10 protein-coding genes are annotated in these 14,721 nt (G+C 58.1%); 3 read left to right on the plus strand and 7 right to left on the minus strand.

The annotated features are described in order from the left end of the window. Window positions 1-54: 54 nt before the first annotated feature. The 4 genes from accC to ppa form a co-directional block, all read right to left on the minus strand. A complete protein-coding gene (gene accC / locus L881_RS0106535) occupies window positions 55-1,398 on the minus strand; it encodes an acetyl-CoA carboxylase biotin carboxylase subunit (RefSeq protein ID WP_025732899.1) in 1,344 nt (447 codons plus the stop codon). A 37-nt stretch (window positions 1,399-1,435) separates the two neighbouring features. Then, on the minus strand, window positions 1,436-1,891 hold the full coding sequence (gene accB / locus L881_RS0106540) for an acetyl-CoA carboxylase biotin carboxyl carrier protein (protein WP_025732900.1): 456 nt from the start codon (window positions 1,889-1,891) through the stop codon (window positions 1,436-1,438). 223 nt (window positions 1,892-2,114) lie between these two features. Further along, window positions 2,115-4,001 carry a protein-disulfide reductase DsbD gene (gene dsbD / locus L881_RS12955; RefSeq protein WP_051464816.1) on the minus strand — a complete coding sequence of 629 codons (1,887 nt, stop codon included), beginning with the start codon at window positions 3,999-4,001 and terminating at the stop codon, window positions 2,115-2,117. Window positions 4,002-4,266: 265 nt separating this feature from the next. Then, window positions 4,267-4,803, minus strand: a complete 537-nt coding sequence (gene ppa / locus L881_RS0106550) for an inorganic diphosphatase (protein ID WP_025732901.1) — start codon at window positions 4,801-4,803, stop codon at window positions 4,267-4,269. A 328-nt stretch (window positions 4,804-5,131) separates the two neighbouring features. Between ppa and L881_RS0106555 the strand changes: the two genes are divergently transcribed. After that, window positions 5,132-6,787 (plus strand): BCCT family transporter, encoded by a 1,656-nt coding sequence (locus L881_RS0106555; RefSeq protein ID WP_025732902.1) that lies wholly within the window; start codon window positions 5,132-5,134, stop codon window positions 6,785-6,787. Window positions 6,788-7,034: 247 nt separating this feature from the next. Here L881_RS0106555 and L881_RS0106560 read toward each other — a convergent pair whose 3' ends face one another. Both L881_RS0106560 and L881_RS0106565 read right to left on the minus strand, forming a co-directional pair. Further along, entirely contained in the window at window positions 7,035-7,748 is a 714-nt protein-coding gene (locus L881_RS0106560; RefSeq protein WP_025732903.1) for a 3'-5' exonuclease, read from the minus strand. Next, window positions 7,745-9,661, minus strand: a complete 1,917-nt coding sequence (locus L881_RS0106565; RefSeq protein ID WP_025732904.1) for a putative nucleotidyltransferase substrate binding domain-containing protein — start codon at window positions 9,659-9,661, stop codon at window positions 7,745-7,747. Before L881_RS0106565 ends, L881_RS0106560 begins: the two co-directional genes overlap by 4 nt. A 207-nt stretch (window positions 9,662-9,868) precedes the next feature. On the opposite strand from L881_RS0106565, the gene L881_RS0106575 reads away from it, so the two are divergent. Together L881_RS0106575 and mpl are read left to right on the plus strand one after the other, a co-directional pair. Further along, complete coding sequence (locus tag L881_RS0106575) at window positions 9,869-11,623, plus strand: protein kinase domain-containing protein (protein ID WP_051464817.1); 1,755 nt, start codon at window positions 9,869-9,871, stop codon at window positions 11,621-11,623. Window positions 11,624-11,710: 87 nt separating this feature from the next. Next, window positions 11,711-13,072: a UDP-N-acetylmuramate:L-alanyl-gamma-D-glutamyl-meso-diaminopimelate ligase gene (gene mpl / locus L881_RS0106580; RefSeq protein ID WP_025732906.1), complete on the plus strand. Its 1,362-nt coding sequence runs from the start codon at window positions 11,711-11,713 to the stop codon at window positions 13,070-13,072. Window positions 13,073-13,293: 221 nt separating this feature from the next. Here the strand turns inward: mpl and L881_RS0106585 are convergent, their stop codons facing one another. After that, on the minus strand, window positions 13,294-14,706 hold the full coding sequence (locus tag L881_RS0106585) for a bifunctional DedA family/phosphatase PAP2 family protein (protein WP_025732907.1): 1,413 nt from the start codon (window positions 14,704-14,706) through the stop codon (window positions 13,294-13,296). Between the last annotated feature and the right edge of the window lie 15 nt (window positions 14,707-14,721).

Consider the following 14,721-nt stretch of genomic DNA (forward strand, 5'->3'; position numbering starts at 1 on the left):
GGAGGCCCGTATCAACGAGACCTCCCCGGCGATGGTGCGCAAGCAGCGTGAGGCTTAGCTCAGGCCGAGCTTGTGCTCAAGATAGTGGATGTTAACACCGCCTTTCTTGAAGGCGTCGTCTACCACCAGATCCTGTTGCAGTTCGATGTTGGTCTTGATGCCTTCGACCAGCAGCTCATCGAGTGCATTGCGCATGCGAACCAGCGCGCTGTCACGATCTTCACCGTGGGTAATCAGCTTGCCGATCAGTGAATCGTAGTTCGGCGGCACCGAGTAGCCCGTGTAAAGGTGTGAATCCATACGCACGCCAATGCCGCCGGGTGCGTGATAGAAGGTCACCTTGCCTGGCGAGGGCATGAAGGTGCGCGAATCTTCTGCGTTGATACGACACTCGAAGGCGTGGCCGTTTTCCTGCACATCCTCCTGAGTGATCGACAGCGGCATGCCTGAGGCGATGCGTAGCTGCTCTTTCACGATATCAATACCGGTGATCATCTCGGTAACCGGATGCTCCACCTGTACGCGGGTGTTCATTTCGATGAAGAAATATTCGCCATCTTCATACAGAAATTCGAACGTACCGGCACCGCGGTAGCCGATCTGGATGCACGCATCGACGCAGCGTTTCAGTACCTTGGCACGCGCTTGCGGGTCAAGGTGAGGGGCGGGCGCTTCTTCCAGCACCTTCTGGTGACGACGCTGAAGCGAGCAGTCACGATCGTACAGATGGATCGCGTTGCCTTGGCCGTCGGCCAGCACCTGGATTTCAACATGGCGTGGGCGTTCAAGGAATTTTTCCATGTAGACCACGCTGGAGCCGAAGGCGGCACCGGCTTCGCTTTTGGTAATCGCGACCGCACCCACCAGCTCACCCGGTTCACGCACGACGCGCATACCGCGACCGCCGCCACCTGCGGCTGCCTTGATGATAACGGGGTAGCCAATGCGGTCGGCGATAGCCAGCTGCGCCTGTTCGTCATCGGGAAGCGGGCCATCGGAGCCGGGGACGGTAGGGACGCCGGCGGCTTTCATCGCTTCGATGGCCGAAACCTTGTCGCCCATCAAACGAATGACTTCGGCGGTCGGCCCCACAAAAGTGAAACCGGAACGTTCGACCTGCTCGGCAAAATCGGCATTCTCCGAGAGGAAGCCGTAGCCGGGGTGAATGGCCTGGGCATCAGTGACTTCAGCGGTGGAAATCAGTGCCGGAATATTCAGATAGGAAGCAGGCGACGGTGCCGGGCCGATACAGACGGCTTCATCGGCAAGGCGTACATGAATAAGATCACGATCAGCCTTGGAGTGCGCGGCGACGGTCTTGATGCCGAGCTCCTTGCACGCACGCAGGATGCGCAGTGCGATTTCGCCACGGTTGGCGATCAGTACCTTTTGCAACATAAGGCGACTCTCTGGCGTTGGTGAAAGAAGAGGGGTATCAACCGATCACTACCAGAGGCTGGTCGAATTCGACCGGTTCGCCATCTTCAACCAGGATCGCTTCGATGACGCCATCCTTGTCAGCTTCAATCTGGTTCATCATCTTCATCGCTTCAACGATGCACACGGTATCGCCTTTCTTGACGCTGTGGCCTACTTCAGCGAAGGATTTTGCACCGGGTGCCGGCGAGCGGTAGAAGGTGCCGACCATGGGCGATTTTACCTGATGGCCCGCAGGTACTTCGTCAGCTACCGGCGCGGGAGCAGCAGGGGCTGCCGGTGCGGGAGCCGGAGCAGGTGCTGCGCCAGCGTAATAGGTGGCGGGAGCCGGCGCGGGAGCCGCAGTGCCGCCACGGCTGATGCGTACGGATTCTTCGCCTTCCTGGATTTCAATTTCACTGATGTTTGATTCTTCGAGAAGCTCGATCAGCTTTTTGACTTTACGAATGTCCATGAAAATCCTGTGGAAAAAAGAAATAAAAATGTGCGATATCAATGCGTGCGTCAGCAGTGCACGATACCGCCTTGAATAGATACAGCCTGCGCTGTTAACCGTGTTACAAACCGGCAAGATGGCGTCACGATTGTCGACGTTTGTGCCTTTGTAACGGTTGGAAGCGGATTTTGCCCAAAATTATCGTGACTGTCCAGTAGCGATAGGCAGTAGATCGACGCTGTTAGTCGATTTTGTTGATCGCCTCGATGAGCTGCTCTGCGCTTGGCTCCCCTTGCAGGCGCAGGTCGCGCCGCTCTTTATCATCGCTGAAGAACAGCAAGGTGGGCGGCCCGTAAAGCCCGTAACGCTTCAGCAGGCGGCGCGCATCCTCGCTGTTGTCGGTGACATCGAAGCGAATCAGCGTCACTTTACCCAGTGCATTCGCGACATCTGGGCGCGTGAACAGGTCGGCTTCCATCGCTTTGCAGGCCACACACCAGTCAGCGTACAGATCGACCATCACCGGCCTTCCTTGCTGGGCTGCCTGAGCAATTTCTCTGTCGAGCTGGTCAATGCTTGAAAGAGTGGTGAAATCAGGCTTCTGAGCAGGTGTGGCTTCATTCGAAGCGGGCGCTGTGGAGGGCGCAGCCATTGCCAGGGGCTTGAGCGGATCGCCATTGCCCATCGCGGCCCCTACCAGACAGCACAGCGCCCAGCCCGCCAGCATCAGCGCCACGGCGCGCAGCAAATGGGGTGCCTTGTGTTCAAAGGCGCCGAGATAGAGCGCGGCAGCCAGCATCAGTACAGCATTACCGCCCAGCACCAGCGCGGCGGGAAGCCATCCGTCCACCAGCCATAGCGCAACGGCCAGCAGCGCCAGCGCACAGAGGTTGCGAACACGCTCCATCCAGGCCCCCCGGCGCGGCACGATACGGCTGCCGAAGACGCTGACCAGCATCAGCGGAATACCCATGCCGAGACCCAGGGCGAGCAGTGACAGCGCGCCGCTCAGCGCATTACCGGTGGTCGATAGATAGGTCAGTACGCCCGCGAGCGGTGCCGATAGGCACGGGCTGACCACCAGCGTTGATACTGCCCCTGCTACCACCAGCCCCACTGGCCCCATCTGGCGATAGCGCTCCTCCAGCGCGGCGGTGCGCTGACCCCAACCGGTGTTGGGCAGCCTGATCCATTCATTGGTAAAGAGCGCCAGCAGCACGAAAAGCAGGGCGAAGGGCACCACCACCCAGGGTGATTGCATATGCGCCTGAAGGTTCAGCCCGCCACCAATCAGACCTACCACCATGCCAAGGGCGGCATAGGTAATGACCATGCCCGCCACATAACAGCCCGATAGCAGCAGGGCGCGTTTAAGGGAAGCATTCTGGCCGACAATCAGGGCTGAAATGATCGGCAGCATGGGCAGCACGCACGGCGTTAGCACCAGCCCTGCACCAGCGAAAAACAGCAGCAGCAATTGCCAGGCGCTGACCGATGAGGAAGTACTCGCGGGGGCGCTATCCGCCGTGGCTGATGAGGAAGGTGCCTCGCTCCCCGAAGCCGCTGGGGGCGTAGCGCTGCTGGCACGGGGCTGATCGAACAGCGCGGGGCGCGGGCCGGGATCGACCGTTAACGTGCGGTGTTCAGGAGCGTAGCAAAGCCCTTTTTCGGCACAGCCCTGATAATCGAGCGTCACCTTTGGAGCTTCGCCATTGCGCTGTTTGATCGGCGCATGAAACACCAGTTGCTGGTGAAACACGCTGACATCGCCCATGAAACGGTCGGATTTGAATTCGCCCGCGGGCAGCTCAGGGTCGCCCAGCGTCAGGTCGTTATCCGCCGCCTTCAGATGAATGCGATCACGGTATAGATAGTAGCCGGGATGAATCTCGATACCGATCCAGACATTATCCTGATCCCGCCAACTGTGCAGCTTGAACGCTTGGTCAACAGGTAGAAAATCACTGTGCTGTGCGCTGCCGCCGGCGAACGACGAAGGCGAAGCGTTCGCAGGGTTGCTCTTGGCAGAGCCTGGCAGAGGGTCCTGCTGGAACAGTGAATCTGCATGGGAGAGCGGCAATGCCAGCAGGGTGGCCAGCATCAGCAGCAGGGAAAATAGATAACGCATGGAAGTTCTCTTGATCCGACAGTCGCGCGGCGTTCTCATAATGAGGGCCGTAACAGTGATGCGCAACTGCTGGGAAGGAGAAGATTGACCAGCGCGCCCAGACGTTACCGGGGGCTGATCGGTGTAGGCAGAACAGCGCCATGGAAGCGAAAGCCTTCCGTTCAAGGCGTGCAAGGCGCTTGGTGGCAAAAGCTGGCGTCGAGCTACGCCCTTTCTGCCAATAAAAATGCCCGCATAAGCGGGCATTTGCTGGCCTTTGCAGGAATTACTGCTGCTCGGCCTTGTAGGCTTCTACCGCCTGGGTAATCAGCTTGGTAGCAACATCCTTGTCGCCCCAGCCTTCAACCTTGACCCACTTGCCTTTTTCGAGATCCTTGTAGTTCTCGAAGAAGTGAACGATCTGCTGACGCAGCAGCTCGGGCAGGTCGCCGATATTTTGGACGTCGTCGTACGCCTTGGTCAGTTTGGTGTGCGGTACACAGATGAGCTTGGCATCAACGCCAGCCTCGTCGGTCATGCGCAGTACACCCACCGGACGCGCACGGATAACGCTGCCGGGCTGTACCGGATAGGGAGTGACCACCAGCGCATCTGCCGGATCGCCATCATCGGCCAGCGTCTGGGAGATATAGCCATAGTTGGCAGGATAGAACATCGGAGTAGCGAGGAAGCGATCCACCATCAGCGCATCGGCGTCTTTATCCACTTCATACTTGATGGGCGCGTGATTGGTGGGAATCTCGATAACGACGTAAATATCTTCCGGTACGTCTTTTCCTGGCGTAATGCTTGAAAAACTCATGTTCGGACCTTGAATGCCTAGTTCGCAAATTGGTAGGTGAGAGTATACGAATAGCGCTAAAGGATTACCAACTTCACGGGAGGAAAAGTACGTCCTTGATGCAATATCCGGATAGCAGCAGGGAAGGTAGTGACGTGCCATGGCATTTAACCAGCCTGCGAATAATGCTTGTCTCGACCTTCAAAAGGTTTCCTTAATCTTTCGTTGAAGGCATCACGATAGGATAGAAAAGGGTAACGTTGTCTTTGATTTGACGCTTCGTCATCTAATGCCTAACGTTATAATAATCATCTTGGAGTCATTGACATAAAAAGAGAGGAGCTAATTTGTGAGCAGTAACGATCAGTCGCAGAGTGCCAACAGCGCCCCGGATGGTGTGCCGGCGCCAGACGGTGCCGTGAATCAGATTGATACTGATTATAAGGTGGGCCAGGATAATATTCAGACATCCCGTTTTGGCATCAATGTTGACCTGCACAGCACTGTATTTATCGTGTCTTCATTGGTCATTGTTGCATTCGTGATCTTCACGCTGGTCTTTCCGACCACCGCGAGTGGCATGTTCAATGCCGCCGATGGCTTCCTCAAGGAAGACTTGAGCTGGATGTTTCTTGCCGTGGCGAATATTTTCGTCATTTTTTCGATCGTGCTGATTTTTACCCCGCTGAGCAAGGTGCGTCTGGGTGGGGTTGATGCCAAGCCTGACTTCAACTATCTAAGCTGGCTTGCGATGCTGTTTGCCGCCGGTATGGGCATTGGCCTGATCTTCTACGGTGTGGGAGAGCCGCTGGGGCATATGGGTACATCCATGGCGGGTGGCTCCGATGCACCGCTTGGCGGACTGCCGGGAGATGCAGAAGGCTCCAGGCATCTGGCGATGGCCGCGACCATCTTCCACTGGGGTCTGCACCCTTGGGCCATCTATTCAGTTGTTGCACTGGCGCTGGCGCTGTTCTGCTTCAACAAGGGACTGCCGCTGACCATGCGTTCGGTGTTCTACCCGATTCTGGGTGACCGTGTCTGGGGCTGGCCGGGCCACATCATTGATATTCTGGCCGTATTTGCCACGCTCTTTGGTTTGGCAACATCGCTGGGACTGGGCGCCTCACAGGGGGCAGCCGGGCTTGAGCATCTGTTTGGCATTCCCAATACGAATACCACGATAGTGGTTCTGATTATCGGGATTACCCTGATAGCGCTGCTCTCGGTTGTTCTGGGAGTCGAGAAGGGCGTCAAGCGTCTGTCCGAACTGAATATGGGGCTGGCACTGCTGCTGCTGGTATTCCTGTTTGTGGTAGGTCCTACCCTTGCGCTATGCACCGACTTCTTCTCTAACCTGTGGGGTTATATTACCTATTTGCCGGAACTCTCCAATCCAGTGCGCAGCACGGACGAGACCTTCGTGCATAACTGGACAGTGTTCTACTGGGCGTGGTGGATCTCCTGGTCGCCTTTTGTCGGCATGTTCATTGCGCGCGTCAGCCGCGGTCGTACAGTACGCGAGTTCCTGATTGCGGTACTGATTGTACCTACCGTTGTAGGTGCCATCTGGATGACCGTATTCGGTGAAGTGGCTATTGATCAGCTCGTCAATCAAGGCTTTGAAGGTGCCAGGGATGCGGCCATCGAGCTTCAGCTCTTTGAAGTGCTGTCACAGCTGCCGCTGGCGTCCATCTCGTCGTTCATTGGCATTATCCTGGTCATGATGTTCTTTATTACGTCATCTGACTCGGGTTCGCTGGTCATTGACTCCATCACCGCGGGCGGCAAGGTCGATGCACCGGTACCGCAGCGCGTGTTCTGGGCTGTCATTGAAGGCGTGGTTGCCATTGCACTGCTATTGGGCGGTGGACTGGGTGCCTTGCAAACGGCGGTATTGACCACGGGGCTGCCGTTTATGCTGGTGCTGCTGGCGGCCTGCTTTAGCATTGTGCAGGGGCTTCGCACTGAGCCGCGGCCTGGCAAAATGCATCTTGCGTCATAACCGCAGCGGCATTGTCAGTTGATTGCCATCATGGGCGGCCTGCGGGTCGCCCATTTTATTGAGGGGAAATGGTCAATCGCCGCCTGATGGAAGTAACGCTTCGCGCTCGCTCATGACACAGCGGGCGCTTTTGCGTTTCAGGGGAGGGGGTAGCTCTGGAGGCTATTCAGCTTGAGTGGAAGTAGGTGCTTCCTGGCGATACTTCTGGCGATTGAGCCAATCTCTCGCAATGGGAGGGAGCGCTGGCTTAACGCCATAGCTCGCCGCAGGGCAGCTCCGGTGAGAAATGGTAGCGAATCTGGGCCTGCAACAGCTCCGCTGTAGCCAAGGCATCCACATAGGCGTGATGTCCCGTATAAGGCGGAAGGTGGTAACGCTGGCGGCTCTCGTGCAGGCGAATCGAGGTGGCGGGGCGACCGCTCCAGCGGCGCAGTCGCGCCCACCACGATTGCCGGTGAAGGTGCGCTTCAATCGACATGGTGTCGAGCATGGGAAACAGCAGTTGCTCTCCGAGCCGGTCACGTACCGCATTGTGCAGGAACGAGCGCTCAAGCTGTCGATAGTGCACCACCACCAGTCGCCCGGTCAGGGCATTGAGAATGTCATCAAGCACCAGTGCCAGATCCGGCGCATCCTCCAGTTCCGAATGAGTGATGCGGTGAAAGGTGACTGAGCTGCGCTTAAGGCCGCTGGGCGGGGCGAGCAGCCAGTAATTGCCGGCAGCCGGCTGGATGCGGTCGAGGCTGAAGGGCACCAGCCCGATACTGATGATGTCGTTGTGGTTGGCATCAAGTCCGGTGGTCTCAAAATCCATGGCGACCATGGGCGTTTCAGCCAGCGGCGTTGCAGGATCAGGCAGTTGGCTTAGCAGCGACGCAATGCGGGGATGCTGGCACTGGGCGATGCGGGCGGTGAGATAGTCACTCCACGAAGGCGTTTTATGCTGGCGAACGCGCTTCATGAATGACGCTCCCGGTTTCCTTTGAGCGGATAGCGGAAGCCCAGGAATTTCTGGGCGTCCCTGAGGGTTTCAAAGGCTTCACGCAGATGGTGGCGTTCGCTGCGGCTGAAGGTGTCGGGCTCTACGCTGTTGTCGGGAGCTTCTCCTTGACTGATAGCCGCCGCCTGATGATTGATGCGCAGCGTTGATAAATACTCAAACGCATAGCGTAAACGCTTGATCATCTCGGCGGTGACGAGCTGAGTGTGAGCAATGTCATCAAGGCGCCCCAGGGTACTTTGCTGGGTAGAACCACAGGCCAGTGCATGTACGCGAATGACATCACTCAGTGGCGCCGTACCACGCCGCTTCAGGTTAATAGAGCGGCGCTCGGCACCGTCCTGCTCCATCACGAAGGTGCGGAAAAAGCCCAGGGGCGGCGTGCGATTATTGGCATTACGGGCCATCGCCGCCAGAAAGCGCGGGTTGCTGGACGCCTGCTGGGCGATCAATTCACGCAGCTCCTGGACAAAGCTCTCTTCTCCATGTGCGCAGGCAAGATCGAAAAATATCGAGCTTTCCAGCAGGTGTTCAGGCGTGGGGGTGGCGATCCAGTCACTGAAGTAATGGCGCCATACCGATAGCGGTTGGCGCCATTTAGCGTTGGAAGCCATGATCTCACCGCTGCAATAGGCGTAGCCGCACTCGGCCATGTGGTCAGTGACGAACTCGGCCAGCTGTTTGAAGTAGTCGCCGTGAAGGCTCTCCTGATAGCTGTCGGCAATGATTAACGCATTATCCTGATCTGAGGTAATGGTCACTTCCTCACGCGCCATGGAGCCCAGCACCATCATGGCATAGGGCACCGGCGGCGGCCCAAACTGCTCTTCTGCCAACTCGCAGAGGCGATGCACGAAGGCGCGCCCGGTCAGCGACAGCGCGCGGCTGATCATGTCACTGCCGCTTTGCTGCTCGACCATACTGACAAAGTCGCGGCGTACATCCTGCGACAGCCTGACAAGCCCCTCGGTGGAAGGCTGACGCAGGATGGTATTGATCAGAAAGAGGTTGTTGGAAGTTTCAAAACGCAGCAGGTCAGCCAATTGCAGTACGCCAATGGGCCGTTTGCCATTCAGTATCGGAAGGTGCTGAATGCGCTCATCCAGCATTTTGAGCATCGCTTCGTAAGCTGAATCACTGGCCTGAGTCGTGATAATGCGCCTTGATGTCATGATTTCCCGAAGGGAAGCCTGTGGGGAGATGGCTTCTGCCACTACACGGGTACACATGTCCCGGTCGGTCACGATGCCTACCAGCATCACGGGATGGTCTTCGTCATCCAGAAAGGCAAGGGGCAAGGTGCTATCGCACGGTTCCGTTACCAGCACACAGGTGACGTGCTGCTCCTGCATCATGCTGGCCGCTTCCGAGAGTGACATGCTCGCCGTTGCCAGCAGCGGCTTCATTTGCACTAGCTGTCGTGCCTTGGTTGACAGCAGGGGGCTGCTTTGGCGCTGCTGCTCAAAAACGTGCTTGAGCCGCCCGCTGACATCCACAAACTCAGCGAACTCTTCACATTCATCGGCGACCTGCTCGAAGGTGGCGGCGTCGATATAGTAGATCAGGCTGTCTTCAATGGCGGTGACCGGATAACGTACCGCACGCTTGCGGGCAAGGTCGGTGTAACCGAACAGATCGCCTTCCCCCAGACGATTGAACAGGGTGGTGCCATCGCGCTGGTAAAGCTCGACAGCGCCACTTCTTATATAGCAGACGTGTTCGAGGGGCTGATCGCGGGTGAGTATCTGCTCGCCAGCCTTGAAGTAGCTGATTTCAACCGCATTGGCGACCGCTTGCAAAAGCGGCGCGGGAAGTCGGGAAAACGGCTCGAAGCGCGCCATGTGCTGTTCAATTTCATAAAGCTCGATGCTCATTGTGGGCCTTCCTTGACGTGCTGTGCGCCCGACATTACCGGAAGCGTGCAGGCGTTTCCTTATGAAAATATTACAGGTAAAGATTGATGGCATGAATGACCGCCGCCCTAGTGCGCATGCGGATATCGCGAAGCGTGCAGGGTTGTGGCAAGCTTGCAGCCAGAAGAGCGAATGCCTACAACAGGAGTGGCAAGGAGAGTGGCGCCAATGGGGTTAAGGGTAAGCGTTGGTCAGGCATGTCTATCGTCCGAGCGTCAGCAGCGCTCTGCGGCAGCGGTGCAGTTGGCCGAGAGCGATATGCGTGACCGGTTTGGAGCCTGCGCGCTGATTGCGGACTCTCCTTCGCGTAATGCCATTGCCCAACAGGCCGCTGATCTTGCGATTAAAGGATTTCTCGCCGATTACAGCTCGACGCCCGCCGAGTGGACAATCAAGCGTGCTGCTACCCGTGTGCTGCTAGCGCTTAACGGCTGGTGTTTCAGTCAAAGCCGTTTTGTGACCAGCGGCAGCTACGTTAGCTCGCTCTCGGCGCTGATCCTTCATCGCGATCAGGGCCATCTGTTTCACGCGGGAGATACGGTGGTTTACCGGCTGCGCGGCGCTGAAATAGAGCAGCTTACACGTGAGCACGTCACCGATCTGGGCGGTTATCGCTACCCTTCGCGGGCGCTCGGCATGGATGCCAGTCTCGATCTTGATTACCTGATGCTGCCGTTGGTGCAGGGTGATCTGTTTCTGTTTACCACTCAGGCAGTGCGCGGAATTCTGCTTCCCAGCGATTATGTACAGCTCGTACGTGAGAACAGCGACGACCTGGACGCGGCCTGTGCCGCACTGGCCGATAGAGCGGCTGAACTGGCCGCTGCGCGCGGGGTCGCAGCCGAAGCGATCTGTTTCCAGCTCATGCGTGTGGATCGTCTGGAGGAGCTGTGGCCGCCGGCCAGTGACAACGACTATCTGCCCTTGCCCCCTGAGCTGTCCCCTGGTGATGATCTCGACGGCTACTGGATCGAAGAGGTGGTTTCCCGCAGCGATCAGCAGCGTATTTATCGCGTACGGGATGCCGCCAGTGGTGATCGCTTGCTGATGGCGGCACCTGCGCCTGACATGTCGGGCAGCAACGACTATCTCTATCTGTTTGATCGTCAGCGCGAGATGCTCGCTGCGCTGCGCTCCCCCCATGTCAATCGTCTTGAAACGCCGCGCCGAGCGCCTTCCTGCCACTACTATCTGACCCACTATATAGAAGGTGACGTGCTCGGTGAGTGGATTCGCCAGCACGCAGACATTGGGCTGGCGCAGCGTCTGGAAATTGGCCGCCAGATGACCAAGGCTGTCAGCGCGCTGCACCGCCGCGACTTTCTGCATCAGTCGCTGAGCCCTGAGAGCTTCGTGGTAGATCGCCATGGGCAGGTGGTGCTGGTCGATTTTGTGGCCTGCTGTCCGCGTGATACACCCTCAGAGATGGCGCGCTCATTGGCGCAAGGGGTCGGTCTTGGCGAATTTGCCGCGCCCGAGTATACGCTGGGGCTGGAAGTGGGGCGGCGCAGCGATCAGTATTCCCTCGCCTCGATAATCTACTGGTTGCTGAGCTATTCGGCTTCCGCCGATCGGGTCAAAAAGGGGCGGTCGGCTCCCGGCCATGCCCGCCGGGGCTATCTGCCGTTCAAACCGATGGCACGCAAGCTGCACTCCGAACAGGATCTGGATGCGCTGGAATACATACCGCTCACGCGCTGGGTAGGGAGTGCACCGGCTTCTCTTGATAACGTGCTGCAGCGCGCGGTGTCGCCCAAGCGCAGCATGCGTTTTCGGCGCCTTTATGAGCTGCTGGTAGGGTTGCGGCGTGCCGATGCGCAAACTACCCAATCGCGACTGAGCAGCTCGCGGCAACTGCTGATATGGCGGTTGATTGCGCTATCGTTGATGCTGGGCTGGCTGATTAGCTGGTGGTACTGGTAACGATAGGGTTGAGCAACGCCTGGCAGTGTGCTCGAATCGCCTCGCCAGGTTTTTTGCAATAGAAATTCAACGTTAAGGTTTTGGTTAATGCACATTCATGTGGTGGGGATCTGTGGCACCTTTATGGGCAGCCTCGCGCTGTTGGCGCGCGCTCAAGGGCATCGGGTGACCGGCTCCGATGCCAATGTCTACCCGCCAATGAGTACTCAGCTGGAAGAGCAGGGCATTACCCTGATCGACGGTTTCAGCGCGGACAATCTGTCGCCGCGCCCCGACCTTGTGGTGATCGGCAATGCGCTTTCGCGCGGTAATCCGGAAGTGGAAGCCGTGCTTGATCAGCGCCTGCACTATGTGAGCGGCCCACAGCTTCTGCGTGAACAGGTGCTCGGTGATCGTCAGGTGCTGGCGGTTGCCGGTACGCATGGCAAAACCACGACGGTGAGCATGCTGGCGTGGATTCTTGAGTTTGCAGGAATGAAGCCCGGTTTTCTGATCGGTGGTGTGCCTGGCAATTTTGAGGTGTCGGCGCGTATTGGCGATCAGCAGGCCCCCTTTGTGGTCGAGGCGGATGAGTATGACAGCGCCTTCTTCGATAAGCGTTCCAAGTTTGTTCACTATCGCCCTGATGTGGCGGTGCTCAATAACCTTGAATACGATCACGCCGATATTTTTCCTGATCTTGCTGCTATCAAACGGCAGTTTCATCATCTAGTGCGCACGGTGCCCGGCAGCGGTCAGCTGTTGGTCGCCGCTGAACAGCCAGCGCTTGAGCGGGTGCTTGAAATGGGCTGCTGGACACCCGTCGCGCGCTTCGGCGACTCCCCTGACAGCGACTGGCAGCTTCTGAATGCAACGGCTGGCGGCCAGTGCTTCACGCTGCGTTATGGCGATCAGACAGCCAGCGTCGAGTGGAATTTAAGCGGCAGCTACAATCAGCATAATGCGCTCGCGGCAGCGGCGGCGGCATATGCAGTGGGTGTGCCGCTGGCTACCGCAGCGCAGGCCCTCTGCCATTTCAAGGCACCCCGTCGGCGCCAGGAAGTGCGCGGCAGCGTTGCAGGCGTCACGGTGATGGATGACTTCGCGCATCACCCCACGGCCATCGCCCAGACGCTTGAGGGGCTTCAAGCTCGCCATCAGCAGGGGCGGGTGCTTGCAGTGATTGAGCCGCGCTCCAACACCATGAAACTTGGCGCCATGCGCGACCGTCTTGCAGATGCCGCTGCCAACGCCGATGCGGTGTACTGGTATCAGCCACCGCACCTCGACTGGTCCCTCGATGAGGTTGCCCATGCCAGCAAGGTGCCCGCGCAGGTATTTACCTCTATCGAGGCATTGATTGCGGCGCTGATTGAAGAGGCACAGCCTGGTGATCTGATCGTCGGCATGAGCAACGGCAGCTTCGACGGCTTCCATCAAAAGCTGCTGGATGCCTTGGCGCAGCAGTAACAGAGGCTTCTCTAGAGAGTTTCCCTGCTTGTGATAAGGGAAGGAAGGCAGAAGGAAGGACGAATAGAGAGCCGGGAAGGCTTCTCAAATGATAAATGCCCTGTCGAAAAGCAGGAAATCAGTCGCTTAGGGAGTGCTCAGGCACTCCCTTTTTCGTATGCGGAAGAAGGGCAGCGCCGTGAAGTCGCTGTTATTGCGCTACTCCGCTGAATGCGTGGCGGTCAGTGTAGCGTGGGAAAGGCCAGACGCAGCGCAAGCAGCACAATGGAGAGCGCCAGCACCCAGCCCCAGCGCGCCCTTGAAATACGCTGTTTGGCAAAGAAGGGATAGCTGCTGCGTATCGCCGCACAGATGGTCAGGCCGAGCAAGGCGCCGCCAATCAGATCACTCGCCCAGTGCACCCCATAGGCAAGCCGCGATATCGCCACGGTCATGGCGGCCAGCGTAGCGCACCAGTAGGGCCAGTTGCGCCAGGCGGCGGGAAGACGCGCAGCAACAAAGGCTGCCCCGAGACCGAGCACGACCACGGCCACCGCGGTATGCGCACTGGGGTAGGAAAATGAGTGGGCAAGATAGTCGGCGGTGCCAGGGCGAACGCGGCCAATGCCGTGCTTGATTAGCACCACGCTGATACTGAGCAGGATGCCGGCAGCCAGCCAGTGCAGCACCAGCGCATAGTAGCGACGGTAGAGCCACCATAGCATCCACGGCAGCATGAACATGCCAATCCCGATACGGTCAGCCATCAGGTCGATGGTATGGGCCACCTGCTGCGTCCAGTGGTGAGTTGCCAGTTCGGTGAATAGCCGATAGCTGCGCACATCAATTGCCAGCGGTTGATCGCGATGGGCAATGACGATCCAGGTCCAGGCAATAAAAGTAATCAGGCTGATCAGCAGCAGCAGGGCAGCGGCTACCGGTGGCTCGTGGCTGTTGCAGACCCGCTGGCTGCGCCGCCATAAGCGCCGGCCAAAGCGGGTGTGACGCGCCCAGTTCAGAACGCTGCGATAGCCGATGCGTGGGCGCGAAAACAGGTTGCGCAGCCATGAAAAGCTCAGCAGCGCGATGAAGGCAATAAAGACAAACTGAATCAGCCACATGGTGGTGTCTTGCGACAGGGCCTGGGTCTCCTGCCAGGCATGGCCCAGATAGTAGCCCGGCAGGATATAAAGCGGTGCCCAGCCGATGGCGGAAAGTACATTGACCAGCGTGAAACGCCAGGTCGGCATGTTTAGCATGCCCGCGATCATCGGCACGATAGGGCGCACCGGCCCCACGAAGCGCCCCAGCAGCACCGACAGTGCGCCGTAGCGCTGGAAAAACTGCTGTCCGCGATCAAGCCAGCCTGAGTTTTTGGAAAACGGCCACACCCGATGCAGACGATGACGCTGGCTTTTGCCCAGCCAGTAGCTGATACCATCGCCGATAACGGCACCAATGGCACCGCTGATCAGCACGCCCGGCACTGAAAGGCCGGCGGTGCCCGCCAGTGATGCGACCATGGTCATCATCACCGTGCCCGGCAGTATCAATCCGATAATGGCAACAGATTCCAGTGCAGCAAACAGTGCAATCACGATGAGAAGCGCCCAGGGCGCTTGAGTCAGGTAGTCAGTCCAGAAAGCGAGACTCATGCGTTGTTTCCTGCA

This window comes from Carnimonas nigrificans ATCC BAA-78, assembly GCF_000526695.1.
GTDB classification, from domain to species: domain Bacteria; phylum Pseudomonadota; class Gammaproteobacteria; order Pseudomonadales; family Halomonadaceae; genus Carnimonas; species Carnimonas nigrificans.

Excerpts from the sequence above, each read along its gene's own strand:
- accC (WP_025732899.1), bottom strand. The coding sequence starts at position 1,398 with ATGTTGCAAAAGGTACTGATCGCCAACCGTGGCGAAATCGCACTGCGC.
- accB (WP_025732900.1), bottom strand. The coding sequence starts at position 1,891 with ATGGACATTCGTAAAGTCAAAAAGCTGATCGAGCTTCTCGAAGAATCA.
- dsbD (WP_051464816.1), bottom strand. The coding sequence starts at position 4,001 with ATGCGTTATCTATTTTCCCTGCTGCTGATGCTGGCCACCCTGCTGGCA.
- ppa (WP_025732901.1), bottom strand. The coding sequence starts at position 4,803 with ATGAGTTTTTCAAGCATTACGCCAGGAAAAGACGTACCGGAAGATATT.
- L881_RS0106560 (WP_025732903.1), bottom strand. The coding sequence starts at position 7,748 with ATGAAGCGCGTTCGCCAGCATAAAACGCCTTCGTGGAGTGACTATCTC.
- L881_RS0106565 (WP_025732904.1), bottom strand. The coding sequence starts at position 9,661 with ATGAGCATCGAGCTTTATGAAATTGAACAGCACATGGCGCGCTTCGAG.
- L881_RS0106575 (WP_051464817.1), top strand. The coding sequence starts at position 9,869 with ATGGGGTTAAGGGTAAGCGTTGGTCAGGCATGTCTATCGTCCGAGCGT.
- mpl (WP_025732906.1), top strand. The coding sequence starts at position 11,711 with ATGCACATTCATGTGGTGGGGATCTGTGGCACCTTTATGGGCAGCCTC.
- L881_RS0106585 (WP_025732907.1), bottom strand. The coding sequence starts at position 14,706 with ATGAGTCTCGCTTTCTGGACTGACTACCTGACTCAAGCGCCCTGGGCG.